Raw genomic sequence first — 26,176 nt, 5'->3', positions numbered from 1 at the left:
CCCCAATCCATCAAAATTCCCGATACCTAGAGGAAATCCCGATGTCCTTGTCCGCCCTGGAGTCCACGATCAACAGCGCCTTCGACGCGCGTGAGACCATCTCGACCTCGACCAAGGGCGAAGTCCGCGAGGCCGTGACCCAGGCGCTGGAGACACTGGACAAGGGCGAGGCCCGCGTCGCCGAGCGCGGCGCCGACGGCAAGTGGAAGGTCAACCAGTGGCTGAAGAAGGCCGTGCTGCTGTCCTTCCGTCTCAACGACATGGACGTCATTCCCGGCGGCCCGGGCCAGGCCAACTGGTGGGACAAGGTGCCCTCGAAGTTCGAAGGCTGGGGCCCGAACCGTTTTCGCGACGCCGGTTTTCGCGCGGTGCCGGGCGCGGTGGTGCGCCGCTCCGCCTTCATCGCCAAGAACGTGGTGCTGATGCCGTCCTTCGTCAATCTCGGCGCCTACGTCGATGAGAGCACCATGGTCGACACCTGGGCCACCGTCGGCTCCTGCGCGCAGATCGGCAAGCGGGTGCATATCTCCGGCGGCGCCGGCATCGGCGGCGTGCTCGAGCCGCTCCAGGCCGAGCCCGTGATCATCGAGGACGATTGCTTCATCGGCGCGCGCAGCGAGGTCGCCGAGGGCGTCATCGTGCGCAAGGGCGCCGTGCTGTCGATGGGCGTGTTCCTCGGCGCCTCGACCAAGATCGTCGATCGCGAGACCGGCGAGATCTTCATGGGGGAGGTGCCCGAGTATTCAGTGGTGGTCCCCGGCGCGCTGCCCGGCAAGCCCATGAAGAACGGCCAGATCGGCCCGAGCACCGCCTGCGCCGTGATCGTCAAGCGCGTCGACGAGCGCACGCGGTCGAAGACCAGCATCAACGAGCTGCTGCGGGATTAAGGCGGCACATGACCGATGCCCTCTCCATTGCCCGCGACCTCATCCGCTGCCCCTCGGTAACCCCTCAAGACGCCGGCGCACTCGGCGTGCTTGAAAGGGTGCTGAACGCTGCAGGCTTCACCTGTCACCGCGTGACCTTCAGCGAGGACGGGACCGCCGATATCGACAATCTCTATGCGCGGATCGGTGCTGAAGGGCCGCACATCACCTTTGCGGGCCATACCGACGTGGTGCCGCCCGGCGACGAGAGCGCCTGGAGCGTCGGCGCATTCTCCGGCGAGGTGAAGGACGGTTTTCTGCACGGCCGCGGCGCGGTCGACATGAAGGGCGGCATCGCCTGCTCGGTCGCCGCCGTACTGGAGCATCTCGCCGCGAACGGCGGCAAGCCACGCCCGGACGGCAAGGGTTCGATCTCGTTCCTGATCACCGGCGACGAGGAAGACGTTTCCATCAACGGCACGATCAAGCTGCTGAAATGGGCTGCCGAGCGCGGCGAGACGTTCGACCATTGCGTGCTCGGCGAGCCCTCCAATGTCGAGACGCTGGGCGATACCATCAAGGTCGGCCGCCGCGGTTCGCAATCCGGCACGCTTTATGTCGACGGCGTGCAGGGCCACGTCGCCTATCCGCACCGCGCGGCCAATCCGGTCCCGGACATCTCGCGCCTGATCGTGGCAATCAGCGACGAGCCGCTCGACAATGGCAGCGCGCAATTCCAGGCCTCCAATCTCGAATTCGTCTCGGTCGACGTCGGCAACAAGGCCTTCAACGTCATCCCCGGCGAGGCCCGCGCCAGATTCAACATCCGTTACAACGACAACCATACGCAGGCATCCTTGCGCGAGCTGGTCGAGTCGCGTCTCGCCAAAGCCTGCGGCAACCGCATCAAGGCTCGCATCGTCTGGGAGCCATCGAACTCCAACGTGTTCGTGACCAAGCCGGGGCCGTTCACCGATCTCGCCGTGTCCGCGATCGAAGAGGTGACGGGCCGCAAACCGGAGCTGTCGACATCAGGCGGCACCTCCGATGCGCGCTTCATCTCGAGCTATTGCCCGGTGATCGAGTTCGGCCTGGTCGGCCAGACCATGCACCAGGTCAACGAACGCGTGCCGGTGACGGACCTGGAGAACCTGACCAAGGTCTATCGCGGGATTTTGACGCGGTATTTTGGCTAAGAGACCACTATCGCCAAACCCTCCGCCGTCATGTCCGGGCTTGTCCCGCCTGCCCGGCCGCCATGACGCCGGGGCGTCATCACGCTCTAATAATCCACCTTCATCAGATACAGCCCCTCGGGCGGAGCGACGATGCCGCAGGCAGAGCGGTTGCGCGCCGCGAGCGCTGCGGAGAGATCGTCGGCGCTCCAGCGGCCCTCGCCGACCCAGACCAGCGATCCCACCATCGAGCGCACCTGGCTGTGCAGGAACGATCGCGCCGAGGTGACGATGATGATCTCGCGGTCGTCGCGCAGCACGTCGAGCTGGTCGAGCGTCTTCTCCGGCGATTTGGCCTGGCACTCGGTGTCGCGAAACGTCGTGAAATCGTGCTTGCCGAGCAGGCGTTGGGCGGCCGCATGCATCGCTTCAGAGTCGAGCCGGCGCGGCACGCGCCAGGCATGGCCGGCATCGAGCGCGAGATTGGCGCGGGTGTTGATGATGCGATAGCGATAGTGACGCTTCACGGCCGAGAAGCGCGCCTCGAACGTGTCAGGGACGATCTCGGCTTCGAGCACCGCCACCGGATGCGGGCGCAGATGCGCATTGAGGCCATCGCGAAAACGGCCCTGCGGAAACTGCTTGTCGATATCGACATGCGCAACCTGGCCACGCGCGTGCACGCCCGCATCGGTGCGGCCGGCGCCATGCACCCGCACATCCGCGCCGGTCATCGCCTTCACCGCGGCTTCCAGCGCGCCCTGCACCGACGGCAGCGTGTCCTGCACCTGCCAGCCGAAGAACGGCGCGCCGTCATATTCGAGGGTGAGCTTGTAGCGGGGCATCAGCAGAGCCGCATCGGCGGCTCGACCTTCACGCCGCGTAAAAAGTCCGCCGCTTGCATCCGGCCTTTGCCCTCGCGCTGCAGCTCGAGGATGCGGATCGCGCCCTCGCCGCAGGCGATCGTGAGTTTGGCGTCGAGCACCTCGCCCGGCGCGCCGGAGCCCTTGGCAAGCTCACAACGCAGGATTTTGATTCGCGCATTCTCGCTGACGCCGGCAAGCTCCGCCCAGGCACCGGGAAACGGCGACAGACCGTGGATGTGGCGCAGCACGGCGTGCGCAGGCTTTGTCCAGTCGATCCGGGCCTCGGCCTTGTCGATCTTGGCGGCGTAAGTGACGCCCTCTTCGCTCTGCTTTTTCAGCTGGAGGCCGCCGCGGTCAAGGGCGGCCATGGCGCGCACCATCAGATCGGCGCCCAGCCGGGAAAGGCGATCATGCAGATCCAGCGCAGTCATGTTGTCTGAAATCGCGAGACGCTCGGCCATGGCGACATCGCCGGTATCGAGGCCGACATCCATCTTCATCACCATCACGCCGCTCTCGGCATCGCCGGCCATGATCGCGCGGTTGATCGGCGCGGCGCCGCGCCAGCGCGGCAGCAGCGAGGCGTGAAGGTTGTAACAGCCGAGCTTCGGCGCATCGAGGATCGCCTGCGGCAGGATCATGCCATAGGCGACGACGACGGCGGCGTCGGCGTCAAAGGCGCTGAATTCGTCCAGCGCTTCCTGGGTCTTCAACGTCCTCGGTGTCAGCACCGGCACACCGAGTTTTCGCGCGGCCTCTTCAACGGGCGTCGGCTGCAATTGCAGCCCGCGCCGGCCGCCCGGCTTCGGCGCGCGCGTATAGACGGCCACGATCTCGTGGCCATGCGCGACCAGTTCGAGCAGCGTCGGCACGGAGAAATCGGGCGTGCCCATGAAAATCAGGCGAAGGGGCATGACAGGGACTCTGTACGTTCCCTCCCCAGTGGGGGAAGGCTAGGGAGGGGGGTGCCACACGACGCGCTCTCACGACGAGAGTGCGGACTGGTTCTTCTTCCCCGTTAGACCATTTCCTCGGCTACCCCTCTCCCCCGCCCTCCCCCACAAGGGGGGAGGGAGCCCAGGGGAGTGTGGCGCAGCACCAAAAACTCTACTCCGCGCGCTTGGCGGCTTTCTCGAACTTCTTCATCACGCGGTCGCGCTTGAGCTTCGAGAGATAGTCGACGAACAGCACGCCATTGAGATGGTCGATTTCGTGCTGGATGCAGGTGGCGTAGAGGCCTTCGGCGTCCTCCTCGTGCAGCTTGCCGTCGAGGTCCGTGAAGCGCACACGCACTTTCGCGGGACGTTCGACCTCCTCGTAATATTCGGGAATCGACAGGCAACCTTCCTCGTAGACCGACAGGTCTTCAGACGAGGCGATGATCTCCGGATTGATGAAGACGCGCGGCTCCGGCTTGGTCTCCCCGTCCTGGTTGGGCTTGGCGAGATCCATCGTGATCAGCCGCAGCGGTTGCGCGATCTGGATCGCCGCCAAGCCAATGCCGGGCGCGTCATACATCGTCTCGAACATGTCGTCGGCAAGCTTGCGGATCTCCGCCGTGACCTTCTCGATCGGCTTGGAGACCAGACGCAGCTGCTTGTCGGGCAGGATGATGATTTCTCTGAGGGCCATGCCGGGCGATTTAAGCCGCGCGCGACATCGGGTCAATGCGGCCGGGAACGCGTTAACCCTCCGCTAACCATAAACTTCACCTTTGGTTAACCATAAAAAATGAGGGATCGATCAACGTAAATGTTCGCTATTCGTTCGTGGCCCGTGGCGAATCGGCTAGAAGGACAGGCATGAACGAGATCATTTTCATGCTGGGCGACTGGCCGGTGCGCGGGTTCGATGCGCTGATCGGCTTCGGCACCCTCGTCCTCATCCTGCTGGTGGTGATTGCCGTCGTGGTCGCCAGATCCGGGCGTCGCGGCGCGGAACTGGCGATGGCGGGGGCGATCCGGGCCGACGAGCTCGAGGAGCGGCTCGCCCAGGTGCTGCACGCCCAAGCTGAGGCCTCCGGCCGGGTCGACGCCATGACGGAGGCGCTGGCTGGACGCCAGGCCGAGATGGCGCGGGCCGTCAACGAGCGGCTGGATTCGGTGACCCATCGCGTCGGCCAGTCGATGGAACACTCGACCCGCAACACCATGGAGAGCCTGCGCGCGCTGCACGAGCGGCTCGGCATCATCGACAGCGCGCACAAGAACCTCACCGACCTGACCACGCAGGTGACGACCTTGCGCGACGTGCTCGCCAACAAGCAGTCGCGCGGCGCCTTCGGCCAGGCGCGGATGGAGGCGATCGTCCAGGACGGCCTGCCGAAGGGCGCTTACGAGTTCCAGTTCACGCTCTCGACGGGAAAACGGCCCGACTGCGTCGTCTTCCTGCCCGACCAGCGCCCGCTCTGCATCGACGCGAAATTCCCGCTGGAAGCGATGACCGCGCTGCACGACGCCCGCACCGACGAGGAGCGACGCACTGCCACGCAGCGGCTGCGCGGCGACGTGATGAAACATGTCAGCGACATCGCCGAAAAATACCTCGTCCCCGGCGAGACCCAGGAGATGGCGCTGATGTTCGTGCCGTCGGAATCGGTCTACGCCGAGATCCATGACGGCTTCGACGACGTGATCCAGAAGGCCTATCGCGCCAAGGTCGTGCTGGTCTCGCCCTCGCTGCTGATGCTCGCGATCCAGGTGATGCAGCAGATCATGAAGGACGCGCGGATGCGCGATGCCGCCGACCAGATCCAGACCGAGGTGATCAAGCTCGGCGACGATCTCGGTCGCCTGCGCGACCGCGTGCTGAAGCTGCAGAAGCATTTTGCCGACGCCAACGAGGACGTCCGCCAGATCCTGATCTCCGCCGACAAGATCGAAAAGCGGGCGGGACGGATCGAGGAACTCGATTTCAGCAAGAGCGATGCGCCGGCGGAGGGCCCGCGGCTGGTGGCGACGGGCGCTGGCGAGCTGTTTCCGCGGAAGCTCCAGGCGGGGGAGTGACCTCGGGGCACACTGTCATGCCCCGCCAAGGCGGGGTATCCAGTACGCCGTGACGGTCATTGTTGAGCCGAGGTGCTGGTGACTACTGGATCGTCCGCCTTCGCGGACGATGACAGCGGAGAAGGCGACGACACCTCGTTTGTGGCCGGCGGCAACGACAGTCCCTCGCGCCCCCAGAATCTGCTAACACCTCCCCATGACCGCACCCGACGCGACGTCCCCCGCCGGCACCGATGCCCCTGCGACTTCATGGCGCGACAGCCTCGCCGTGTACCTGCAACCGCGGGTGCTGATCGTGCTGTTCCTCGGCTTTTCGTCGGGGCTGCCGCTGGCGCTGTCGGGCTCGACGCTGCTGGTGTGGATGCGCGAGGCTGGCGTCGATCTCAAGACCATCGGGCTGTTTGCGCTGGTCGGCACGCCCTACACGCTGAAGTTCCTGTGGGCGCCGCTGGTGGATGCGCTGCATGTGCCGCTGTTCACGCAAGCCTTCGGGCGGCGGCGCGGTTGGTTGCTGTTCTCGCAGATATTGTTGATCGTGGCGATTCTGCTGCTGGCGATGACCGATCCTGCAAGCTCGCCATTCTTCGTCGCGCTTGGCGCGCTGCTGGTGGCGACGACGTCGTCGACGCAGGACATCGTGGTCGACGCCTTCCGCGTCGAGAGCCTGCCTGAAAGCGAACAGGCGGCCGGCATGGCGGCCTATGTCGCCGCCTATCGCATCGGCATGCTGGTCTCGACCGCCGGCGCGCTGTTCATCGTGTCCGGCTTCGAAGGGACCGGCATTCCCCGCGCATCGGCGTGGATGTGGGGCTATGTGGTGATGGCGGCGATGGTGCTGATCGGGACCATCACGGCTCTCGCCGCGACCGAGCCCGAAAAATCAGTGCAGGCGGAAGCCGCAACGCACGAAGAAACCGCGTTCACGCGCGTGCTGCACGCGGCGATCGGTGCCTTCTCCGAATTCCTGTCGCGCAAGGACGCGCTCGCCGCGCTTGCCTTCGTCGTGCTGTTCAAGTTCACCGACGCGTTCTCCGGCACCATGACCGCGCCGTTCGTGATCGACCTCGGCTTCACCCGCAATGACTATGCGGCAATCGTGAAAGGCGTCGGCCTCGCTGCAACCCTGATCGGCGGCTTTGCCGGCGGCTTTGTCGCGCGGCGTTACTCGCTGGCGACCTCGCTCTGGATCGGCGGTGTGGTGCAGGCGCTGGCCAACCTGACCTTCTCCTGGCTTGCCGTGGTCGGCACCAATCAATGGGCGCTGGCGCTCGCGATCTGCGCGGAGAATTTCACCAGCGCCATCGGCACGGTGATCTTCGTCGCCTATCTTTCGGCGCTGTGCCAGAACCCGCTGCACACGGCGACGCAATATGCGCTGCTCACCGCGCTCGCGGCGGTGGGGCGGACCTATCTGTCGTCGGGCGCCGGCTTCGTGGCTGACACCACCGGCTGGCCGCTGTTCTTCCTGATCTGCGTGCTGGTGGCGATCCCGAGCCTGGTGCTGCTGACGTACTTGCAGAAGCGCGGGCATTTCGAGACGCTGGGGCCGGTAACGGTGTAGGCCCGCCTTCTCGCCGTCGTCATTGCGCGCGCAGCGAAGCAATCCAGAAACTTTCCGCGGAAACACTCTGGATTGCTTCGTCGCAAGAGCTCCTCGCCATGACGACGGCGAGAGCTGTCGCGCTCCCTACTTCTTCACCAGGCTCCACTTCGTCACGACGGCCTCGCTCATCTGGCCGGGATCGCTGGCGCAGGCGATTTCATCGACCTTGACCGAGATCTCCTTGCCGACGAACGATTTCAGCTGCGAGGCCTGCGCGTCGCTGGAGGTGACGAGCTGGAACGTCTCCGGCCCCGTCTCGAGATCGCACAGCCCGCTCGGCGCCGGCAGGCGGCGCGGCTCGGAGGTGATCTGGTACATCGCAACCCGCTTGCCGGCGTTCTTGACGTCGCGAATCTTCATGGCGTTCAGCTCGCCCGAGAGCACCTCGCCGGTGCTGATCGGCCTGCCGGGCTTTGAAGCCGGCGTCGCCTCATCGTCCTGCTGCGCAGAGACGGCCGGTGTGACGACCAGCAGCATCGTCGCGAGCAAAGCCAGGCGTGTGGCGAAAAGTTTCGTCATGTCGTCCGTTCCGTAAGTCTGGATGGCTAGAACAGGGTCCGCTGCCGCATGGCGGCCGATAGCGTACCCTCATCGAGATAATCAAGCTCGCCCCCGACGGGCACACCATGGGCGAGCCGGGTCACTTTGACGTTGGCGTCCTGAAGCAGGTCGGTGATGTAGTGCGCCGTGGTCTGGCCGTCGACTGTGGCATTCAGCGCCAGAATGACCTCGTGAACCTCGGCGGCATGGGCACGCGCGACCAGCGCATCGATGGTGAGGTCCTGCGGACCGACGCCGTCGAGCGGCGACAGCGTCGCGCCCAGCACGTGGTAGCGTCCTTGGGTCGCATTGGCCCGCTCCAGCGCCCAGAGATCGGCGACGTCGGCAACCACGACGATGATCGCCGGATCACGCTTGGGGTCAGTGCAGACGGTACAGGGATTCTGCGTGTCGATGTTGCCGCAGGTCTTGCAGACCTGGACCTTGTCGAGCGCGACCTGCAAGGCTGACGACAGCGGCATCATCAGCGCTTCGCGCTTCTTGATCAGATGCAGCGCCGCGCGCCGCGCGGAGCGCGGGCCCAAACCCGGCAGCCGTGCGAGAAGCTGGACCAGCCGCTCGATTTCAGGACCGGCAACCGCGCCCATCTTACTGGCCGAACAGCCCCGGCGGCAGGCCGAGCCCGCCGGTGAGCGACTGCATCTTCTCCTGCATCGCGGTCTCCGCCTTGCGGCGGGCATCACCGAGCGCGGTGACGAGCAGGTCCTCCAGCACCTCGCGCTCCTCGGGCTTCATCAGCGAAGGATCGATCTTGATGCCCTTGACGTCCATCTTCGCAGTCATGCGCACGGCGACGAGGCCGCCGCCGGAGATGCCTTCGACCTCTACGTTGGCGAGAGATTCCTGCATCTCCTGCATCTTGGATTGCAGCTGCGCCGCCTGCTTCATCATGCCGAGAAAGTCAGCCATGGGTGTCCGTCCTTGGAAAGAGTGGCTAAAGCGCGATTAAACGCGCTTTAGCATTTTGTTCGAGCATGATCCTATCGGAAAACCGCTGCACAGTTTTCCGGATCATGGCTCTAGAGATCGTCGTCGGCGTCGGAACCGTCGAGCGGATCGTCAGAGCCGTAGTCGGCATTAATATTGGAGTCCGGCGCCTCGGGGGCAAGCCTGCGGACCTCGACGACCTTTGCACCGGGGAAGCGCGATAGCACCTCCTGCACGCGCGGATCGGCCTCGGCGGTGCGCGCATGCTCCTGCTTGGCCGCCTGATTCATCGAGCGCAGCGTCGGCTGACCCTGCTCGTTGGACACGATGATGGTCCAGCGTCGGCCGGTCCACATTTCGAATTTTCGCGCCAATTCGGTGATCATGGTCTTTGAGGCGTTCGGCTCGAGCGCGATTTCGAGCCGGCCCTCCTCAAAACGAACGAGGCGCATGTCGCCTTCGAGCGCGGCCTTGGTCATGACGTCGCGCTTCTGGCTGGCGAGCGCGACGAGCTGGGTGAAGCTCGTGATGCGCAATTGAGGCGCAGCCGCTTGCGGATCCGGCGCAGGCGCCGCCATCTGTGGCCGCGCCGCACCGCCGAATGCGGAGGGCGACGATGTCGGCATGCGAACCGGCGGGGCTGAGACAACCGGCGCCGCGGAGGCCATCGGAGCCGCCGGCGCACCGCTACCCGCGGCACCCCCGGCGTTCACCACCGGCGAGCTGCCACCGTTCTGCTCCAGCATCCGGATCGCTTCATCAGGCGTCGGAAGATCAGCGACATAGGCGATGCGCACCAGCACCATCTCGGCGGCCGCCGCAGGCCGCGTGGCGGCCTGCACCTCGGTGATGCCCTTGAGCAGCATCTGCCACATCCGCGACAGCACGCGCATCGAGATCTTCGAGGCGAAATCCTTCGCGCGCACCCGCTCGGTCTCGCCATAGGCGACATTGTCCGCGGTCGCCGGCACGATCTTCACGCGGGTGACGAAATTGACGAATTCGGCGAGGTCCGACAGCACCACGATCGGATCGGCGCCGACATCATACTGGTCGCGGAATTCCCTGAAGGCGGCTGCGATGTCGCCGCGCGCCAGCGAATCGAAGAGATCGATGACGCGGGTGCGGTCGGCAAGCCCCAGCATCTGCCTGACCGCATCGGCTTTCACGGCGCCGGCCGCATGCGCAATGGCCTGGTCGAGCAGCGACAGCGAATCGCGCACCGAGCCTTCGGCGGCGCGCGCGATGATGCCGAGCGCTTCCGGCTCGATCTCGACGTTTTCCTTTGCGGCGATGTTGGCGAGGTGCTTCATCAGCACGTCGGCCTCGACACGACGCAGGTCGAAGCGCTGGCAGCGCGACAGCACGGTGACCGGAACCTTGCGGATCTCGGTCGTGGCGAACACGAACTTGGCGTGCTCCGGCGGTTCCTCCAGCGTCTTCAGGAACGCGTTGAACGCCGCCGTCGACAGCATGTGGACTTCGTCGATGATGTAGACCTTGTAGCGGGCGCTGGCCGGCGCGTAGCGCACGCTGTCATTGATCTGACGGACGTCGTCGACGCCGGTGTGCGATGCCGCGTCCATCTCCAGCACATCCATGTGCCGGCTTTCCATGATCGCCTGGCAATGCACGCCAAGCGTCGGCATGTGGATGGTCGGCCCCTTTACCGAACCGTCCGGCATCTCGTAGTTGAGCGCACGGGCAAGAATACGCGCGGTGGTGGTCTTGCCGACGCCCCGGACGCCGGTGAGGATCCAGGCCTGTGGAATCCGCCCGGTCTCGAACGCATTGGAGACGGTGCGGACCACGGCTTCCTGGCCGATCAGATCGTCGAAGCTTGAAGGGCGGTATTTGCGTGCCAGGACCCGGTAAGGCGCGTTGGCGGCCTGGCCGGCGCTGTCAGGGTTCGGAGGGGCGCCAGCGTCGGTCATCGGTCGATCCGCAATGAAATGTCTCTCACCGGCTTTTGCGGAAAGGAGCGCGCAGGCGGGGCACCCCCGCCGGCGCAATTGCTCGAAAAAACAGGTAGGAGACTGACGAGCGACCCGATCCGGACCTCGTTAGGGCTGCTTCCTTCCGGACCTGACCCGGTTGGCGAGTGGCTCGTCCACCGCCAATCTCCCGGTCCCTATTTGGAGCCAAAAGGACCGGAACGCAAGCGGGTATCACATTGTCCAGCTTGATCTTGCCCAGCATCCGGGCAATTCCGGGTCTGCCCAGCCGATAGGCTGTGCTTTCGCGGGCTCCGCCGCCTTGCTAAGAACCCTGCCGGAACTCCACCCAACCAGAAAAGCGATTGACCCCAATGGTTACACGTCGTGATGTTGCATCGATTGTCGGACTCGGCGCCATCGGCGCGGCAACCGCCGGCGCGCTGGCCTCGAAGGCCGTGGCCCAGGCGGCCGATCCCAACGAATCGACCTTTGCCCGCATCCGCCGCACCAAGAAGATGCGGATCGGCGCGGTCGGCGGCGGCGCGCCCTATTACATGAAGGATCTTTCCAGCGGCCAGTGGAAGGGTTTTTACGTCGACATCGCCAAGGCGCTCGCCGACGACATGGAGGCCGAGCTCGAAATCACCGAAACAACCTGGGGCAATTCGGTGCTCGATCTGCAGTCCAACAAGATCGACATCTTCTTCGGCCTGAATCCGACCCCGAAGCGCGCGCTGGTGGTCGACTTCTCGGTGCCTGTGTTCAACAACGCCTTCGGCATCCTCTGCAAGAAGGACTTCAAGCCCAAGACCTGGGCCGAGTTGAACTCGCCTGACGTCAAGATCGCGGTCGACCAGGGCTCGTCGCACGACCAGGTCGTCAGCCGCCTGACGCCGAAGGCGCAGATCTCACGCCTCAAGACCGCCGACGATGCCACCGCCGCGCTGCAGACCGGCCGCGTCGACGCGCAGTGCCTGATCACCATGCTGTCGCTGACGGTCCTGAAGAAGAACCCGTCCCTCGGCCAGTTCGTGCTGCCGACGCCGATCTTCGCGACAACCTCGAATGCCGGCTTCCGCCGCGAGAACGACAAGACCTTCCGCGACTACGTCAACACCTGGATCGACTTCAACAAGGGCCTCGGCTTCATCCGCAACGCCATCATCACCAACATGGAGCTGGTGGGCGTGACCGAAGCGGACATTCCGCCGGGCGTTTCGTTGTAAGGTGATTGAGCGTCGCGGCATCGGCATCCTCGCTGCGCTCCCTCTCCCGCTTGCGGGAGAGGGTCGGGGTGAGGGTGTCTCCGCTGGCAAGACTCCCCCGGAGGAAAGAGCCCTCACCCGCATCGCATCTTCGATGCGATGCGACCTCTCCCGCAAGCGGGAGAGGTGAAGCAAGAGAACACGCATGTATCAGTGGGACTTCGGCATCCTCTGGAGCTATCGCTGGCTCTTTCTCGACGGCCTCGGCGTCACCGTCGGCTTCACCGTGGTGATCGTGCTGCTCGGGCTCGTCTTCGGCCTGCTCGGCGCGTTCGGCGCCCTGTCGCGCTTCAAGCCGCTGCGTCTCGTCGCCCTCAGCTTCATCGAAGCGTTCCGCTGCACGCCGATCCTGGTGCAGCTGATCTGGTTCTATTACGCGCTGCCGATCCTCGCCGGCGTCGAGATGACGCCGATCACGGCCTCCGCGCTGGCGCTCTCGCTCTATGGCGGCTCGTTCTATTCTGAGATCATCCGCGGCGGCATCATCTCGATCGACAAGGGCCAATCGGAAGCCGGCGCCGCGCTGGGCATGACGCCGGGCCAGAGCATGCGCCGCATCGTGCTGCCGCAGGCGATCAAGCGCATGATTCCCGCGCTGATGAACCAGTCGATCATCCAGTTCAAGAACACCTCGCTGGTCTCGGTGCTCGCGGTGCCTGACCTCGTCTACCAGAGCCAGGTCGCGGCCCATGACAGCTACCGGCCGCTGGAGACCTACACCGCGGTCGCGGTCGCCTACGCTGCGATCCTGATTCCGCTCACCATCATCGTCCGCCGCGGCGAGAAGCGACTGGCGGTCAGCGAATGAGCGAGACGCAAAACATCGAGATCCGTGGCCTGCGCAAGAGCTTCGGCAGCAACGAGGTCCTGAAGAACATCAACCTCGACGTGGCCAAGGGCGGCGTGGTCGCGCTGATCGGGCCCTCGGGCTCGGGCAAGTCGACGCTTCTCCGCTGCATCAATCTTCTGGTGGTGCCCGACGGCGGCAGCGTCCGGGTCGGCGATACCAGTTTTTCATTCGGCGCAGGCACAAAGCTGCCCGATGTGAAGACACTCGCAAAATTCCGCGCCACCACCGGCATGGTGTTCCAGCACTTCAATCTGTTTCCGCACATGACGACGCTCGAGAACGTGATGGAGGGCCCCGTCACGGTGCGGCGCATGGCCAAGGCGGCCGCCGCGAAGCTTGCGCGCGCGCAACTCGCCAAGGTCGGCCTTGCCGAGAAGGCGGACCAGTATCCGGCGACGCTCTCCGGTGGCCAGAAGCAGCGCGTCGCGATCGCGCGCGCGCTGGCGATGGAGCCCGACGTGATGCTGTTCGACGAGGCGACCTCCGCGCTCGATCCCGAGCTCGTCGGCGAGGTGCTGAACGTGATCCAGCAGCTGGCCTCCGAAGGCATGACCATGGTGATCGTCACTCACGAGATCGCCTTTGCCCGCGAGGTCGCCGACCGCCTGATCTTCATGCGCGACGGTGTGGTCGTCGAGGAAGGGCCGGCGCGGCAAGTGATCGACAATCCGCAGCAGGCCGCGACGCGCGCCTTCCTCAGTCATTTCCACCGCACCGGCGCGCTGCCGCCGGCCAACGCGACACCGTGATGCCAGATATCGAACGCGCCTATCTCGTCACCGGTGCCGCCAGCGGCATCGGTCGCGCCACCGCAAAGCTGCTGGCGGCACCGGGCACGGCTCTGCTGCTCCACACGCGCTTGAATGCAGAAGGTCTCGATGCCACCGCTGCGGAAGCCGAAGCGACGGGCGCTGTCGTCGAACAGTGCCTCGGCGATCTCGCTGAGCAAGCAGCCGTCACCGATGCCATCGCCGCCACCGAACGCCTCTTCGGCCGACTGGACGGATTGATCCTTGTCGGCGGCCACGCCCGCCGTGGCAGCGCCGTCGGCACGCCGGCGGATCAGTTTCGTCAGGCGATGGATGAATCGGCGCTGGCGTTCACGCGAATGGTCGAGGCCGCGCTTCCGCTGCTGCGTGCGGGGCAAGACGCGCGCATCGTCGCGGTGTCATCCTTCGTCGCGCATGCGATCCGGCCCGAATTTGCGCCGTTCGCAGCGACCGCCGCGAGCCGCTCCGCGCTGGAAGCGCTGGTGCGGCTCACCGCCGTCGAGCTCGCGAAAGACGCGATCACCGTCAACGCGGTTGCACCGGGCCTGATCGTCAAGGACAAGCCGAGCGAGAGCCGGCTGTCGCCCGAGCAGATCGCGGCGACCGAGGCGCTGATCCCGATGCGCCGCCGCGGACGACCGCAGGAAGTCGCCGAGATCATCGCCTTCCTGGCGTCCCCGAAAGCATCCTACGTCACCGGCCAGGTCTGGCACGTCGATGGAGGCCTGACATGACCGAAGCGACCATCGAACGCATCAGGCTGTTCCTGATCGAGAGCCCGATCAGGATGGCGCGCCTGCAAGGTGTCGGCAACGTCAAGGGCACCGTGAAGCGCGTGCTGATCGAACTGACCTCGAGCGACGGCGTGACCGGCTGGGGCGAGGCGGCACCTTGGGAGGTGTTCACGGGAACTGCTGAAGCGGCGTTCTCCGCCCTCGACATCTACTTGAGGCCCATCCTGCGCGGAAAATCCGTGCGTCGTATCCGCGCGCTGATGGCGGAGCTCGACCGCGCATTGGTCGGCCATGGGGAGGCCAAGGTCGCAATCGAGATGGCAATGCTCGACATCGTCGGCAAGGCGTCGGGGCTGTCGGTTGCCGATCTCCTCGGCGGCCGCGTGCGCGACACGATACCGCTGTCGTTCTCGATCGCCGACCCCGATTTCGCTGCCGACCTCGAACGCATGCGGAAAATGGTTCCGGACGGCAACGTCATCTACAAAGTCAAGACCGGCGTGAAGCCGCATCGCGAGGATCTCGATCATCTCGAAGCGATCCGGAAAGAATTCGGCGACAAGGTCGATCTGCGCGTCGACTACAACCAGGCCCTGGCGCCGTTCGGCGCGATCAAGATCCTGCGCGACGTCGAGGAGTTCGCGCCGACCTTCATCGAGCAGCCGGTCCCGCGCAAATTTCTCGATGTGATGGCGCAGCTCACCGCGGCGTTGGAAACGCCCGTGCTTGCCGACGAAAGCTGCTTCGATCGCCGCGACATGATGGAGGTGGTGCGCCGCGAGGCGGCCGATGCCGTCTCGATCAAGCTGATGAAGGCTGGCAGCCTGTTCGAGGCGCAGGCGATCATGGCGGTCGCCGACATCGCCGGCCTGCCCGGCTATGGCGGCACGCTGTGGGAGGGCGGCATCGGCCTTGCCGCCGGTACGCAGCTGATCGCAGCGACGCCGGGCATCTCGCTCGGCTGCGAGTTCTATATGCCGCATCACGTGCTGACCGAGGACGTGCTCGAGGAACGCGTCGCCAACCGCGCGGGTCACGTCGTCGTGCCGGATGGACCCGGACTCGGGATTCGCGTGAGCGAAGCCTCCATTCGCGCCAATGCGCGGGTGTTGGGAGAGGCCTAGGTTCGCCGGAACGACAACTTGAGCATAAGGCCCCTGCGCAGCCCGATCCTTCCCCTACCGGAATCGGTATCGTATGGTTGGACCCAAGACGCCCGCCTCCCGCCGGGCCATCCGGAAACCTCCATGTCCGATCCCGCCTGGTCGCTGCACTCCCGCCTGAAAGAGGACACCATCGACATCGGCGATTTGCCGCTGTCGAAAGTGCTTGTCATCAAGGACGCGCATTATCCCTGGCTGCTGCTGGTGCCGCGGCGCGCAGATGCGATCGAGATCATCGATCTCGACGAGGTACAACAGGCGCAATTGATGACGGAAATCTCCCGCGTCTCGCGCGCGCTGAAAGAGATCACCAAATGCGACAAGCTCAATGTCGCAGCGCTCGGCAACCTGGTGCCGCAGCTTCACGTCCACATCATCGCACGCCGCACCGGCGACGCCGCCTGGCCGCGGCCGGTGTGGGGCGTGATGCCCCCCTTGGCGCATGACGCCACCGAGGTGCAGAATTTCATCAGCGCGCTTCGCCGAAAAATCTGGTTGGGTTGAAAGAACAATAAATGTCAGCATTCGACTCCTTCCCGCTTGGACAACCGGCCTTCGTCAGCAACATCCTCGATCGCGCCGCGCATCTGCGCCGCGACGACGAAAAACTGTTCGCGATGGAGCAGAAGCCGTCGTCGCGCGCCTATGTCGTCTACCGCGACTCGCTGCTGGTGAAGCGCGACGGCGACAAGGCCCGCGCACTGCTCTCGATCGAGGAGGCGCTGAAGTGCGGCGCCAATCCCGGCACGATCTTTCTGGGCTTGCGCGACGGTGCCGCGATCTTCGGCATGGGCCTCGCGCAGGCTGCGGCCGAAAAGCTTGTCGGACGCGAGGATTACACCGTCACCGAGCTGCGCGGCATGGCGATGCAGGGCGCGATCCCGCCCGAGGAACTGTCGGCGATCGCGATGGCGAAGTCGATGGTCGGCTGGCACCAGCGCCACGGCTATTGCGCCAATTGCGGCACGCGCAGCGCGATGAAGGAAGGCGGTTGGAAGCGCGAGTGCCCGGCGTGCAAGGCCGAGCATTTTCCGCGCACCGACCCGGTCGTGATCATGCACGTCTCCTCCGGTGACAAATGCCTGCTCGGCCGCCAGAAGCAGTTTCCGCCGGGCATGTATTCCTGCCTCGCGGGCTTCGTCGAAGCCGCCGAGACCATCGAGGACGCGGTCCGCCGCGAGATCCTGGAAGAGTCAGGCATTCGCTGCAGCGACGTGCAGTATTACATGACGCAGCCTTGGCCTTATCCGTCGTCGCTGATGATCGGCTGCAGCGCGCGGGCGCTGAACGAAGACATCGTCGTCGACCATTCCGAGCTCGAGGACGCCCGCTGGTTCACGCGCGAGGAAGCCGCGCTGATGCTGACGCGAACCCATCCCGACGGCCTCGCCGGACCTCACCCGTTTGCAATCGCGCATCATCTGCTCGGCCGTTGGGTGCACGACAAGAGCTAGGAGCGCCGATGGCTGCATCAGGGATCGCGCCCCGCATCCTGTGCATCGGCATTCCCGTGCGCGACCTCAGCTTTCGGGTCGAGGCCGTGCCGGACCGCGGAAGCAAGGCCAACGCGACGCACCTCGCCGAGATCTGCGGCGGCAACGCGCTCAATGCCGCGATCGCGATGGCGCGGCTCGGCGGCCGCGTCGCGTTTGCAGGGCCGATGGGCGATGCGCGGGAGACATCGAGCAGCTTCATTCTCGAGCGAATGACCAGCGAGGGCATCGAGACCGCGCACATCGTGCGCATATCCGGTACGGCCACACCCGTCTCCGCGATCATCATCGACGCATCAGGCGAACGGACGCTGACGATCTATCGCGATCCAGCGCTGTGGAGCGTGAAGCTGCCTGAGGCGGACGAACTCCTCGCCGATTGTGGGGCTGTCCTGGTCGAGAGCCGCTGCGGCACCTTCTGCATCGATGTCTGCACCGAGGCGCGCCGGCGCGGCATTCCCGTCATCGTCAGCGTCGATCGCGCGATGGCGCTCACCGACGGCCTGCTCACGGCTGCTTCGCATCTGCTGTTTGCCAGCGAGCAGGTGCAGGAGACCGCAGGAATCGCCGACGACGGCGAGGCGTTGAAGCGCCTGGCCAAGCTGACGCCCGCCTTCCTCGCCGCAACCCGCGGCCCGCGCGGCACGATCTGGCTGAGCGAGGCCGATACGCTGGAGGAGACGCCTGCGTTTCCGATCGCGGCCGTGGATACCCTTGGCGCAGGCGACGTCTTCCATGGCGCCTTCACGCTCCGGCTCGCCGAGGGCGGGGCCCTCAGGGACGCGCTGCGATTCGCCGCGGCTGCCGCAGCTCTGAAATGCACCCGCCATGGCGGCGGTCTGGCCGCTCCGCAACGCGTTGAAGTTGAAGAGCTTTTGCGCGACCACCGACAGCGCACGCATGGCCGGCCGACACGATTATAGACTTGCAATAGAAGGATTTTCTCTATATCAGGGAAATTGACCCCTGAAATGGAACAAAGTTCTTCAAATGACTGACCTCGCTGTCCAGGTCCCCGAGACCAGCCGCCGCCTCGACGCCATCGACCGCAAGATCCTGATGGTGCTCCAGGAGGATGCCTCCCTGTCCGTCGCCGAGATCGGCGACCGCGTCGGCCTGTCCTCGACCCCCTGCTGGAAGCGCATCCAGCGCCTGGAGGCTGATGGCGTGATCCTGAAGCGGGTGGCGCTGGTCGATCAGAACAAGATCGGGCTCGGCATCTCCGTGTTCGTCTCGGTGGAGAGCTCCGATCATTCCGACGCCTGGCTGAAGAAGTTCGCCGAAGCGGTCAGCGCCATGCCCGAGGTGATGGAATTCTACCGCATGGCGGGCGACGTCGACTACATGCTGCGCGTCGTGGTCGCCGACATGCAGGCCTATGACGTGTTCTACAAGAAGCTGATCGCCGCCGTGCCGCTGAAGAACGTCACCTCGCGCTTCGCGATGGAGAAGATCAAGTCGGTCACGGCGTTGCCGATCCCGGCCGTGGTGGCGGCGTAGCTTTCAGAGCTCACCACACGAAAACTGTCATCGCCCGGCCTGACCGGGCGATGCAGTCCGCCGTGACTCTCCGTATCCAACGACCGCCTCTGGAATACTGGATCACCCGCTTTCGCGGGTGATGACAGCAGCGAATGCGGCAGGCGCGAGCGCCGCGGCCAAACCTCAAATCTTCTGATTGTACTCGCCAACTTCCGGATGGGTGCGCAGCACGCTGTTCACCATCTCGAACATGTCGTGCATGCGCTGCTCGGAGACCGGGCTCTCGACCACGACCACGAGCTCGGGCTTGTTCGAGGACGCGCGCACCAGGCCCCAGCTGCCGTCCTCGACGGTGACCCGCACGCCGTTGACCGTGACGAGATCGCGGATCGCCTGATCGCCGATCTTGGCGCCCTTCGCCTGCAAGTCCTCGAAGTGCTTCACCACCTTGTCGATGACGCCGTATTTCACCTCGTCGGCGCAATGCGGCGACATGGTCGGGGACGACCAGGTTTTTGGCAGTGCGTTCTTGAGGTCGGCCATCGACTTGCCGGGCGCGCGATCGAGCATGTCGCAGACCGCGATTGCCGAAACGAGACCGTCGTCATAGCCGCGGCCATAGGGCTTGTTGAAGAAGAAATGGCCTGATTTCTCGAAGCCTGCGAGCGCGCCGGTCTCGTTGGTGCGGCGCTTCATGTAGGAATGGCCGGTCTTCCAATAGGCGGTCTTTGCGCCTTGCTTCTGCAGCACTGGATCGGTGACGAACAGTCCGGTCGACTTGACGTCGACGATGAACTGCGCGTCCTTGTGAATCGCCGACATGTCGCGCGCCAGCATCACGCCGACCTTGTCGGCAAAGATCTCCTCGCCGGTGTTGTCGACCACGCCGCAGCGATCGCCGTCACCGTCGAAGCCGAGCCCGACATCGGCCTTGTGATGCAGCACGGCGTCGCGGATCGCGTGCAGCATCTCCATGTCCTCGGGATTGGGATTGTATTTCGGGAAGGTGTGGTCGAGCTCGGTGTCGAGCGGGATCACCTCGCAGCCGATCGCCTCCAGCACCTGCGGCGCAAACGCGCCCGCCGTGCCGTTGCCGCAGGCCGCGACGACCTTCAGCTTGCGCTTGAGCTTCGGACGATGGGTAAGGTCGGCGATGTAGCGCGCCGGATAATTCTCGTGGAACTGGTAGGAGCCACCGTCCCGGTTCTTGAATTCGGCGTTCAGCACGATCTCCTTGAGCCGCGTCATCTCGTCGGGACCGAAGGTCAGCGGGCGATTGGCGCCCATCTTCACGCCGGTCCAGCCGTTGTCATTGTGCGAGGCGGTCACCATCGCGACAGCAGGCACGTCGAGATCGAATTGCGCGAAATAGGCCATCGGCGTCACCGCGAGCCCGATGTCATGGACCTTGCACCCCGCAGCCATCAGGCCGGAAATCAGCGCATATTTGATCGAGGCAGAATAGCCGCGGAAATCGTGGCCGGTGACGATCTCCCTGGGGACACCGAGCTCGGCGATCAGCGCGCCCAACCCCATGCCGAGCGCCTGGACCCCCATCAGGTTGATTTCCTTCTGGAACAGCCAGCGCGCGTCATATTCGCGAAAGCCGGTGGGCTTCACCATCGGCTCGGATTCGAAGGCGTAGGTGTTGGGCATCAACACGGATTTCGGCTTGGGAAACATTGAGACGGTCTCGTTCACTGGCGGAAGGAATATACCGCAGGGCCAGCGAATGCGCAGGCCGAGCGGAAGGCGGGAGTGGCGGCTTATGGCTGGCAATTGCGGCGGTTTGGTAACGGAGAAACCTTACTCGGCGCGGCTCGGAGCGCGCAAAAGCTTCGGCAAAGTTCTCGGCCACGATCGACCCGCTCCATCGCGGATGCGCAGTTCATGCCCGCAACTCGCGGTCTGGTTTTGACATCAACCGGCCGCAACGCGCTTATCCACTCCGGATTACTCCGTCTCGCCCGGTGAACATTCCACAATCGCCATGGCGCAAGATGCGGCCTGCCTGATCAAATCCGAGCGTTGATTCAATCCTGTCTCGCGCTCTCTCCACGACATGACGCGTAGGTGACAAAGCATGCGCACGGCCTCGATCCTGGCTGCGATTGCGGCCGGCATGATCGCGTCGATCTGCCAAATGACGGACGCTCAACCGGCAAACGAGAGGTTGTCGGACCTGCCGATCAGTCCTGCGCCGACGACTCTGCACCTCAGGTTTGGCGATCCGACGCTTCCGCCGATGACGCATACGATGTTCTGTCTGCAGTACCCGGACGAATGCCACCCCCGCCAGCTGTTTCGTAGCGGCCCGGTTCACTTGACCGAGGCACGATGGAAAGAATTGAATGAGGTCAACGAGACCGTGAACAATGCCATCATCCCGGAATCGAACGAGCTGGGTCTGGCAGCGGAAGTCTGGCTCATCGATCCCAAGCGCGGCGACTGCAACGACTACGCCGTCAGCAAGCGCCACAGGCTTTCGAGCCGAGGCTGGCCCCAGCAGGCGCTTCTGCTCGCCGAGGTCGTGACCTTCCGAGACAAGCATCACTTGGTTCTGGTCGTTCGCACGGAACGCGGAGACCTGGTGCTGGATAGTTTGAGTCCGCAGATCGTATCCTGGACGCGTACACCCTACCGGTGGTTTCGAATTCAATCGCCGAGCAACCCGCGATATTGGAACATCGTCGCTCCGCGCACCGTGTAGGGCTCCGCGTCCGGCTCGACCGAGGCGCTCGCCTACTGTTCCAGCACCATCTGGCCGTTGGCGTATTCGAAGCGCCTCAGCTTGGACAGGAAGGAGAGCCCGAGCAAATTCTCCGACAGCGCCCCGTCCGGCAGCACCATGGCATCGACGTCGCGAACGATGAGGCCGCCGACGTCGAGCATGGCGATGCGGGTGCGCGCGGCCTTGATGGTGCCGTTGGCGGTGGTGACGTTCGCGTTGTAATCGCCGCGCGACGGCCGCAGGCCGAAGCGAGCAGCCGAGGTCTCGTTCAGCGCCACCACGGAAGCGCCGGTGTCGATCATGAAGCCGATGCGCTGACCGTCGATGCGGCCTTCGGTCTGGAAATGACCGCGGCCGTCACGGGGGATGTTGACGCTGCGGCCGCCGGCCGGCGCAGCCGTCGCAGCCGTCGCGAGCGCGACTGTGGTGCGCGGCACCGAGGTGGCGGACGCGGAGCTCATCTTGTCCGCCATCTGCGCCATGAATGTACCGAGGCCGATCATCACGACCGCGAAGATCACTACGTTACGCATCACACCACTTCCGAGCCGGAAAGCCCGATTTCACCACGCGGCAGGCTCGTCCGCGAGCGAAGCCGCGGCAGGGCCGGTGCTATTTTGACGAAAAGGATGAGCGTACGGTTAATGCGCGGCGGTGCTGTCTCAGGTGCCGCGCGGCTTCGCCCGCCGGGTGGGCAGCGCGTTCGCGGGATCGTCCGGCCAGGGGTGGCGCGGATAGCGCCCGCGCAGGTCGGAGCGCACGGCGGCGTAGCTGCCGCGCCAGAAGCCGGGCAGATCGCGTGTCACCTGTACAGGACGCTGTGCCGGCGACAGCAGTTCCAGAACGAGCGGCACCTTGCCGCCCGCGATCGATGGATGGGTGCCGAGGCCGAACAGTTCCTGGAGCCGCACCGCGATGGTCGGCCCCTGCTCGGCCTCATAGTCGATCGCGAGCATCGTCCCGGTCGGTGCCTCGAAATGGGTAGGCGCCTCGCGTTCGAGCCGCGCGCGCAGCTCCCAGGGCAACAGCGCCATCACTGCCTCCGAGAGGTCGCCGGCGGAGACGTCCTTGAGCGCCGTCTTGTCATGAAGCGCAGGGACCAGCCAGTCGTCGCGCCTCGCAATCAGGGCGTCGTCGGACAGATCTGGCCAGCTCCCGCCTTCGGCCTTGCGCAGGAACATCACGCGGTCGCGCCATTGGAGGGCGGCTTTCGACCAGGGCAACCGGTCGAGGCCGGCGGCGATCAGGCCGTCGGCGAGGATGCGGGCCGTCGTCTCGGACGGCGTGAGCATGAGGGGCGCCTCAGACAACGTGATGGCATGCAGCGCGCGTTTGCGGCGCGCGCGCAGCGCCATCGCGCCGCGATCAAAGGAAACCTCGTCCGAGGTTTCGATGTGCTCGGCGAAATGACCTTCGATGTCGCCCTCGCTGATCGGCGCGGCAAGGAGGATGCGCCCGCTCGCCGCCGCGCCCGTCATCTCGGCCACCGCAACATAAGGCGCACGCGCCAGCGAAGACGTCTGCTCGACGACCGCGCCGCGGCCGTTGGCCAGCACGAAGCTGCCGTTGCCGCGATTGCGGGCAACACGGTCGGGGAAGGCGTAGGCGAGCATGATGCCCGTTCGCAAGTCGCCCTGCCCCGGCATCACCTTCTCGAATGACGCGACTTGCGAGGCCCAGCGCCGTGCGAGGTCGCGGGCGCTGGTGGCACGGGGTGAGCGGTCGCGGCGGAATTGATCGAGACGGTGATCGAGATCGACGCTGTCGCCGCCGAGCCCGCGCTCGGTGAGGATGGCGGCGATTTCGGCCGCAGCCTCCCCGCCACCGGCGCGATGCGAATCCACGATCATGCGCGCGAGCCGCGGCGGCAGCGCCAGCGCGCGCAGGCTCTTGCCTTCCGCCGTGATACGGCCATCGGCATCGAGCGCGTTGAGCTCGGCAAGCAGGCTCTTTGCCTCTTTCAGCGCGGGCTGAGGCGGCGGATCGAGAAATGACAAGGCGGCCGGATCGCTCACGCCCCATTGCGCGAGATCGAGCACGAGCGATGACAGGTCAGCGCTGAGAATTTCAGGCTGGGTGTAGGGCGCTAGTGAGGCGGTCTGCGGCTCGTCCCAGAGCCGGTAGCACACGCCGGGCTCGGTGCGGCCGGCGCGGCCGCGGCGCTGATCCACCGCGGCACGCGAAGCGCGCACGGTCTCGAGCCGGGTCAGGCCGATGTCGGGCTCGTAGCGCGGCACGCGGGCGAGCCCGGAATCGACCACGATGCGGACGCCCTCAATTGTGAGCGAGGTCTCTGCAATCGAGGTCGCCAGCACGACCTTGCGCATGCCTTTCGGTGCGGGCGAGATGGCGCGATCCTGCACGGCGGCATCGAGCGCACCGAACAGCGGCACGATCTCGATGGAGGCATCCTGCACGCGCTCGCCGAGCAAATTCTGGGTCCGGCGGATCTCGGCGGCGCCCGGCAGGAAGGCCAGCACCGAGCCGCTGTCGGCACGCAGCGCCGAGGCAATCGCATCGGCCATCTGCCGCTCGATCGGCACATCAGCCTTACGGCCGAGATAACGGGTCTCGACTGGAAAGGCGCGCCCCTCACTCTCGACGATCGACGCCTCGCCAAGCAGCTTTGCGACGCGCGCGCCGTCCAGTGTTGCCGACATCACGAGGATGCGGAGATCTTCGCGCAAGCCGAGTTGCGCATCGCGCGCCAGCGCCAGGCCCATGTCGGCGTCGAGTGAACGCTCGTGGAATTCGTCGAACAGGATGGCGGCGACGCCTGAGAGCTCGGGATCGTCGAGAATCTGGCGGGTGAAAATGCCTTCGGTCACGACCTCGATGCGCGTGGCGCGTGAGATCTTCGAGCCGAAGCGGACGCGGTAGCCCACGGTTTCGCCGGCGCGCTCGCCCAGCGACTTGGCCATCCGGTCCGCGCTGGCGCGCGCGGCGATGCGCCGCGGCTCCAGCACGATGATCTTCTTGCCGATAGCCCAGGGCGCATCGAGCAGTGCCAACGGCACCCGCGTGGTCTTGCCCGCGCCGGGGGGAGCCACCAACACGGCCGCGTTGTGCGCCTCCAGCGCGCGCGCGAGGTCGCCGAGCACGGCATCGATCGGGAGCGGCGTGTCGAAATTGCGGGGCAAGATTCTATCCGTTCGTCATGCCCGGCCAAAAGCGCGAAGCGCGTCTTCGCACAATGTCGAGCATCCACGTCGTCTGACCCGCCTAGAAAACAGACGTGGATGGCCGGGACAAGCCCGGCCACGACGGAATTGTGCACGATGGTGGAACGTCAGCCGTGTGCCGGCGGGCGCCCAACGCTCTCATAGACGAAGCCGGCCGCAGCCATTTCCTCGGGACGGTAGATGTTGCGCAGATCGACAATGACGGGCTGCACCATGGTTGCCTTCAGCCGGTCCAGATCGAGCGCGCGGAACTGGGTCCACTCGGTAACCACGACCAGCGCGTCGGCGCCCTCGGCGCAAGAATAGGCATCCTCGCAATAGGTGATGCTGGGCAGCTCGCTTTTGGCCTGCTCCATGCCGACGGGATCGAACGCCTTCACCTTCGCGCCCATGTCGAGCAGGCCGGTGACCAGCGGGATCGACGGCGCATCGCGCATGTCGTCGGTGTCGGGCTTGAAGGTGAGGCCGAGCACCGCGATGGTCTTTCCGCGCAAGGAGCCGCCGAGCGCCTGGCTCACTTTTCGCGCCATCGCGCGCTTGCGGTTCTCGTTCACGGCCAGTACGGATTCGACGATGCGCAAGGACACGTCGTAGTCCTGCGCGATCTTGATCAGCGCCTTGGTGTCCTTCGGGAAACATGAGCCGCCGAAGCCGGGACCGGCGTGCAGGAACTTGGTGCCGATCCGGTTGTCCAGCCCAATGCCGCGGGCGACCTCCTGCACGTTGGCGCCGACTCTTTCGGAGAGATCGGCGATCTCGTTGATGAAGGTGATCTTGGTCGCGAGGAACGCGTTGGCGGCGTATTTGATCATCTCGGCGGTGCGGCGCGCGGTGAACATCAGCGGCGCCTGGTTCAGCGACAGCGGGCGGTAGATGTCGCCCATCACCTTGCGGCCGCGCTCGTCGGAGGTGCCGACGACGACGCGGTCAGGGAATTTGAAATCACGGATCGCCGCGCCCTCGCGCAGAAATTCCGGGTTCGAGGCAACGACCACATCGGCCCCGGGATTGGCTTCGCGGATAATGCGCTCAACCTCGTCGCCGGTCCCGACAGGCACGGTCGACTTCGTCACCACGACGGTGAAGCCGGACAGCGACTGTGCGATCTCCTTCGCGGCGGCGTAGACATAGGAGAGATCGGCGTGACCGTCCCCGCGGCGCGAGGGCGTGCCGACCGCGATGAACACGGCATCGGCATCAGCCACCGGCTTCGACAAATCCGTCGTGAAGTCGAGGCGCTTGGCCTTCACATTCGTGGCGACCAATTCGTCGAGGCCAGGCTCGTAGATCGGTATCTCGCCGCGATGGAGCGCCGCGATCTTCTTCTCGTCCTTGTCGACGCAGGTGACGTCGTGACCGAAATCCGCAAAGCAGGCGCCGGACACCAGTCCGACATAGCCCGTGCCGATCATCGCGATGCGCATGAAAATCCCTGTTCTAGCTTGGTTAACGAAACCCAATCCAGGAGCGGTTTAGCATTTTCCCGTCGGGAAGGAAGAGCCCGCGCTCAGAAACCGGCACGGGATTTGTATCGGTAAAGAAGTCGGAAACCACTGGGGCCCACAC

25 protein-coding genes and 1 other RNA gene are annotated in these 26,176 nt (G+C 65.2%); 14 read left to right on the top strand and 12 right to left on the bottom strand.

Annotated features, from left to right (window positions below; translation table 11 throughout):
• Positions 1 to 41: 41 nt before the first annotated feature.
• Complete coding sequence (gene dapD / locus ACVW16_RS20420; RefSeq protein WP_456736523.1) at positions 42 to 887, top strand: 2,3,4,5-tetrahydropyridine-2,6-dicarboxylate N-succinyltransferase; 846 nt, start codon at positions 42 to 44, stop codon at positions 885 to 887.
• Between the two features lie 8 nt (positions 888 to 895).
• Positions 896 to 2,062 carry a succinyl-diaminopimelate desuccinylase gene (gene dapE / locus ACVW16_RS20415; protein ID WP_456700930.1) on the top strand — a complete coding sequence of 389 codons (1,167 nt, stop codon included), beginning with the start codon at positions 896 to 898 and terminating at the stop codon, positions 2,060 to 2,062.
• 86 nt (positions 2,063 to 2,148) lie between these two features.
• Here dapE and truA read toward each other — a convergent pair whose 3' ends face one another.
• The 3 genes from truA to def all read right to left on the bottom strand — a co-directional run bounded on the left by truA (position 2,149) and on the right by def (position 4,539).
• Positions 2,149 to 2,886 (bottom strand): tRNA pseudouridine(38-40) synthase TruA, encoded by a 738-nt coding sequence (gene truA / locus ACVW16_RS20410; RefSeq protein ID WP_456700929.1) that lies wholly within the window; start codon positions 2,884 to 2,886, stop codon positions 2,149 to 2,151.
• Positions 2,886 to 3,821: a methionyl-tRNA formyltransferase gene (gene fmt / locus ACVW16_RS20405; RefSeq protein WP_456700928.1), complete on the bottom strand. Its 936-nt coding sequence runs from the start codon at positions 3,819 to 3,821 to the stop codon at positions 2,886 to 2,888. Before fmt ends, truA begins: the two co-directional genes overlap by 1 nt.
• A gap of 193 nt (positions 3,822 to 4,014) precedes the next feature.
• Positions 4,015 to 4,539, bottom strand: a complete 525-nt coding sequence (gene def / locus ACVW16_RS20400) for a peptide deformylase (protein ID WP_456700927.1) — start codon at positions 4,537 to 4,539, stop codon at positions 4,015 to 4,017.
• Positions 4,540 to 4,709: 170 nt separating this feature from the next.
• On the opposite strand from def, the gene ACVW16_RS20395 reads away from it, so the two are divergent.
• On the top strand, positions 4,710 to 5,912 hold the full coding sequence (locus ACVW16_RS20395) for a DNA recombination protein RmuC (protein ID WP_456736524.1): 1,203 nt from the start codon (positions 4,710 to 4,712) through the stop codon (positions 5,910 to 5,912).
• Between the two features lie 196 nt (positions 5,913 to 6,108).
• Entirely contained in the window at positions 6,109 to 7,473 is a 1,365-nt protein-coding gene (locus ACVW16_RS20390; protein ID WP_456736525.1) for an AmpG family muropeptide MFS transporter, read from the top strand.
• Positions 7,474 to 7,599: 126 nt separating this feature from the next.
• Here ACVW16_RS20390 and ACVW16_RS20385 read toward each other — a convergent pair whose 3' ends face one another.
• From ACVW16_RS20385 to ffs, 5 genes are all read right to left on the bottom strand, one after another.
• Positions 7,600 to 8,034, bottom strand: a complete 435-nt coding sequence (locus tag ACVW16_RS20385) for a hypothetical protein (protein WP_456739010.1) — start codon at positions 8,032 to 8,034, stop codon at positions 7,600 to 7,602.
• A gap of 26 nt (positions 8,035 to 8,060) precedes the next feature.
• On the bottom strand, positions 8,061 to 8,663 hold the full coding sequence (recR, locus tag ACVW16_RS20380; protein ID WP_011090836.1) for a recombination mediator RecR: 603 nt from the start codon (positions 8,661 to 8,663) through the stop codon (positions 8,061 to 8,063).
• Between the two features lies 1 nt (position 8,664).
• A complete protein-coding gene (locus tag ACVW16_RS20375) occupies positions 8,665 to 8,985 on the bottom strand; it encodes a YbaB/EbfC family nucleoid-associated protein (protein WP_456736526.1) in 321 nt (106 codons plus the stop codon).
• Between the two features lie 110 nt (positions 8,986 to 9,095).
• Positions 9,096 to 10,937: a DNA polymerase III subunit gamma/tau gene (locus ACVW16_RS20370; RefSeq protein WP_456700921.1), complete on the bottom strand. Its 1,842-nt coding sequence runs from the start codon at positions 10,935 to 10,937 to the stop codon at positions 9,096 to 9,098.
• A 94-nt stretch (positions 10,938 to 11,031) separates the two neighbouring features.
• Positions 11,032 to 11,128, bottom strand: an RNA gene (gene ffs / locus ACVW16_RS20365) — signal recognition particle sRNA small type.
• A gap of 183 nt (positions 11,129 to 11,311) precedes the next feature.
• Here ffs and ACVW16_RS20360 point away from each other — a divergent pair.
• The 9 genes from ACVW16_RS20360 to ACVW16_RS20320 all read left to right on the top strand — a co-directional run bounded on the left by ACVW16_RS20360 (position 11,312) and on the right by ACVW16_RS20320 (position 18,715).
• Positions 11,312 to 12,166, top strand: coding sequence for a transporter substrate-binding domain-containing protein (locus tag ACVW16_RS20360; RefSeq protein ID WP_456700920.1), 855 nt, complete (start codon positions 11,312 to 11,314; stop codon positions 12,164 to 12,166).
• Between the two features lie 184 nt (positions 12,167 to 12,350).
• A complete protein-coding gene (locus ACVW16_RS20355; protein WP_456700919.1) occupies positions 12,351 to 13,013 on the top strand; it encodes an amino acid ABC transporter permease in 663 nt (220 codons plus the stop codon).
• The gene (locus ACVW16_RS20350; protein ID WP_456736527.1) at positions 13,010 to 13,804 is read left to right on the top strand and encodes an amino acid ABC transporter ATP-binding protein; all 795 of its coding nucleotides are present in this window, start codon (positions 13,010 to 13,012) and stop codon (positions 13,802 to 13,804) included. The genes ACVW16_RS20355 and ACVW16_RS20350 overlap by 4 nt, the downstream gene beginning before the upstream one ends.
• Positions 13,804 to 14,559, top strand: coding sequence for an SDR family NAD(P)-dependent oxidoreductase (locus tag ACVW16_RS20345; protein ID WP_456736528.1), 756 nt, complete (start codon positions 13,804 to 13,806; stop codon positions 14,557 to 14,559). Before ACVW16_RS20350 ends, ACVW16_RS20345 begins: the two co-directional genes overlap by 1 nt.
• Positions 14,556 to 15,683, top strand: coding sequence for a muconate cycloisomerase family protein (locus tag ACVW16_RS20340; protein ID WP_456736529.1), 1,128 nt, complete (start codon positions 14,556 to 14,558; stop codon positions 15,681 to 15,683). Before ACVW16_RS20345 ends, ACVW16_RS20340 begins: the two co-directional genes overlap by 4 nt.
• A 123-nt stretch (positions 15,684 to 15,806) precedes the next feature.
• On the top strand, positions 15,807 to 16,226 hold the full coding sequence (locus ACVW16_RS20335; protein ID WP_456700915.1) for an HIT domain-containing protein: 420 nt from the start codon (positions 15,807 to 15,809) through the stop codon (positions 16,224 to 16,226).
• A gap of 11 nt (positions 16,227 to 16,237) precedes the next feature.
• Entirely contained in the window at positions 16,238 to 17,176 is a 939-nt protein-coding gene (gene nudC / locus ACVW16_RS20330) for an NAD(+) diphosphatase (protein WP_456736530.1), read from the top strand.
• 8 nt (positions 17,177 to 17,184) lie between these two features.
• A complete protein-coding gene (locus tag ACVW16_RS20325; protein ID WP_456736531.1) occupies positions 17,185 to 18,138 on the top strand; it encodes a sugar kinase in 954 nt (317 codons plus the stop codon).
• Positions 18,139 to 18,205: 67 nt separating this feature from the next.
• Positions 18,206 to 18,715, top strand: coding sequence for an Lrp/AsnC family transcriptional regulator (locus tag ACVW16_RS20320; RefSeq protein WP_456736532.1), 510 nt, complete (start codon positions 18,206 to 18,208; stop codon positions 18,713 to 18,715).
• A gap of 165 nt (positions 18,716 to 18,880) precedes the next feature.
• Here ACVW16_RS20320 and ACVW16_RS20315 read toward each other — a convergent pair whose 3' ends face one another.
• Complete coding sequence (locus tag ACVW16_RS20315; RefSeq protein WP_456700912.1) at positions 18,881 to 20,380, bottom strand: phosphomannomutase/phosphoglucomutase; 1,500 nt, start codon at positions 20,378 to 20,380, stop codon at positions 18,881 to 18,883.
• 400 nt (positions 20,381 to 20,780) lie between these two features.
• Here ACVW16_RS20315 and ACVW16_RS20310 point away from each other — a divergent pair, with 400 nt between their 5' ends.
• Positions 20,781 to 21,407, top strand: a complete 627-nt coding sequence (locus ACVW16_RS20310; protein WP_456700911.1) for a transglutaminase-like cysteine peptidase — start codon at positions 20,781 to 20,783, stop codon at positions 21,405 to 21,407.
• A gap of 32 nt (positions 21,408 to 21,439) precedes the next feature.
• Here the strand turns inward: ACVW16_RS20310 and ACVW16_RS20305 are convergent, their stop codons facing one another.
• The 3 genes from ACVW16_RS20305 to ACVW16_RS20295 all read right to left on the bottom strand — a co-directional run bounded on the left by ACVW16_RS20305 (position 21,440) and on the right by ACVW16_RS20295 (position 26,034).
• Positions 21,440 to 21,961, bottom strand: coding sequence for a TIGR02281 family clan AA aspartic protease (locus tag ACVW16_RS20305; protein WP_456736534.1), 522 nt, complete (start codon positions 21,959 to 21,961; stop codon positions 21,440 to 21,442).
• A 129-nt stretch (positions 21,962 to 22,090) separates the two neighbouring features.
• The gene (gene hrpB / locus ACVW16_RS20300; RefSeq protein ID WP_456736535.1) at positions 22,091 to 24,568 is read right to left on the bottom strand and encodes an ATP-dependent helicase HrpB; all 2,478 of its coding nucleotides are present in this window, start codon (positions 24,566 to 24,568) and stop codon (positions 22,091 to 22,093) included.
• A gap of 149 nt (positions 24,569 to 24,717) precedes the next feature.
• Complete coding sequence (locus tag ACVW16_RS20295) at positions 24,718 to 26,034, bottom strand: UDP-glucose dehydrogenase family protein (RefSeq protein WP_456700908.1); 1,317 nt, start codon at positions 26,032 to 26,034, stop codon at positions 24,718 to 24,720.
• Between the last annotated feature and the right edge of the window lie 142 nt (positions 26,035 to 26,176).

This window comes from Bradyrhizobium sp. USDA 4474 (genome assembly GCF_054057515.1).
This window is presented reverse-complemented; position numbering and strand designations above follow the sequence as displayed.

What these genes read in the sequence shown, in the direction of transcription:
- dapD (WP_456736523.1), top strand. Translation starts at nt 42, where the DNA reads ATGTCCTTGTCCGCCCTGGAGTCCACGATCAACAGCGCCTTCGACGCG.
- dapE (WP_456700930.1), top strand. Translation starts at nt 896, where the DNA reads ATGACCGATGCCCTCTCCATTGCCCGCGACCTCATCCGCTGCCCCTCG.
- truA (WP_456700929.1), bottom strand. Translation starts at nt 2,886, where the DNA reads ATGCCCCGCTACAAGCTCACCCTCGAATATGACGGCGCGCCGTTCTTC.
- fmt (WP_456700928.1), bottom strand. Translation starts at nt 3,821, where the DNA reads ATGCCCCTTCGCCTGATTTTCATGGGCACGCCCGATTTCTCCGTGCCG.
- def (WP_456700927.1), bottom strand. Translation starts at nt 4,539, where the DNA reads ATGGCCCTCAGAGAAATCATCATCCTGCCCGACAAGCAGCTGCGTCTG.
- ACVW16_RS20395 (WP_456736524.1), top strand. Translation starts at nt 4,710, where the DNA reads ATGAACGAGATCATTTTCATGCTGGGCGACTGGCCGGTGCGCGGGTTC.
- ACVW16_RS20390 (WP_456736525.1), top strand. Translation starts at nt 6,109, where the DNA reads ATGACCGCACCCGACGCGACGTCCCCCGCCGGCACCGATGCCCCTGCG.
- ACVW16_RS20385 (WP_456739010.1), bottom strand. Translation starts at nt 8,034, where the DNA reads ATGACGAAACTTTTCGCCACACGCCTGGCTTTGCTCGCGACGATGCTG.
- recR (WP_011090836.1), bottom strand. Translation starts at nt 8,663, where the DNA reads ATGGGCGCGGTTGCCGGTCCTGAAATCGAGCGGCTGGTCCAGCTTCTC.
- ACVW16_RS20375 (WP_456736526.1), bottom strand. Translation starts at nt 8,985, where the DNA reads ATGGCTGACTTTCTCGGCATGATGAAGCAGGCGGCGCAGCTGCAATCC.
- ACVW16_RS20370 (WP_456700921.1), bottom strand. Translation starts at nt 10,937, where the DNA reads ATGACCGACGCTGGCGCCCCTCCGAACCCTGACAGCGCCGGCCAGGCC.
- ACVW16_RS20360 (WP_456700920.1), top strand. Translation starts at nt 11,312, where the DNA reads ATGGTTACACGTCGTGATGTTGCATCGATTGTCGGACTCGGCGCCATC.
- ACVW16_RS20355 (WP_456700919.1), top strand. Translation starts at nt 12,351, where the DNA reads ATGTATCAGTGGGACTTCGGCATCCTCTGGAGCTATCGCTGGCTCTTT.
- ACVW16_RS20350 (WP_456736527.1), top strand. Translation starts at nt 13,010, where the DNA reads ATGAGCGAGACGCAAAACATCGAGATCCGTGGCCTGCGCAAGAGCTTC.
- ACVW16_RS20345 (WP_456736528.1), top strand. Translation starts at nt 13,804, where the DNA reads ATGCCAGATATCGAACGCGCCTATCTCGTCACCGGTGCCGCCAGCGGC.
- ACVW16_RS20340 (WP_456736529.1), top strand. Translation starts at nt 14,556, where the DNA reads ATGACCGAAGCGACCATCGAACGCATCAGGCTGTTCCTGATCGAGAGC.
- ACVW16_RS20335 (WP_456700915.1), top strand. Translation starts at nt 15,807, where the DNA reads ATGTCCGATCCCGCCTGGTCGCTGCACTCCCGCCTGAAAGAGGACACC.
- nudC (WP_456736530.1), top strand. Translation starts at nt 16,238, where the DNA reads ATGTCAGCATTCGACTCCTTCCCGCTTGGACAACCGGCCTTCGTCAGC.
- ACVW16_RS20325 (WP_456736531.1), top strand. Translation starts at nt 17,185, where the DNA reads ATGGCTGCATCAGGGATCGCGCCCCGCATCCTGTGCATCGGCATTCCC.
- ACVW16_RS20320 (WP_456736532.1), top strand. Translation starts at nt 18,206, where the DNA reads ATGACTGACCTCGCTGTCCAGGTCCCCGAGACCAGCCGCCGCCTCGAC.
- ACVW16_RS20315 (WP_456700912.1), bottom strand. Translation starts at nt 20,380, where the DNA reads ATGTTTCCCAAGCCGAAATCCGTGTTGATGCCCAACACCTACGCCTTC.
- ACVW16_RS20310 (WP_456700911.1), top strand. Translation starts at nt 20,781, where the DNA reads ATGCGCACGGCCTCGATCCTGGCTGCGATTGCGGCCGGCATGATCGCG.
- ACVW16_RS20305 (WP_456736534.1), bottom strand. Translation starts at nt 21,961, where the DNA reads ATGCGTAACGTAGTGATCTTCGCGGTCGTGATGATCGGCCTCGGTACA.
- ACVW16_RS20295 (WP_456700908.1), bottom strand. Translation starts at nt 26,034, where the DNA reads ATGCGCATCGCGATGATCGGCACGGGCTATGTCGGACTGGTGTCCGGC.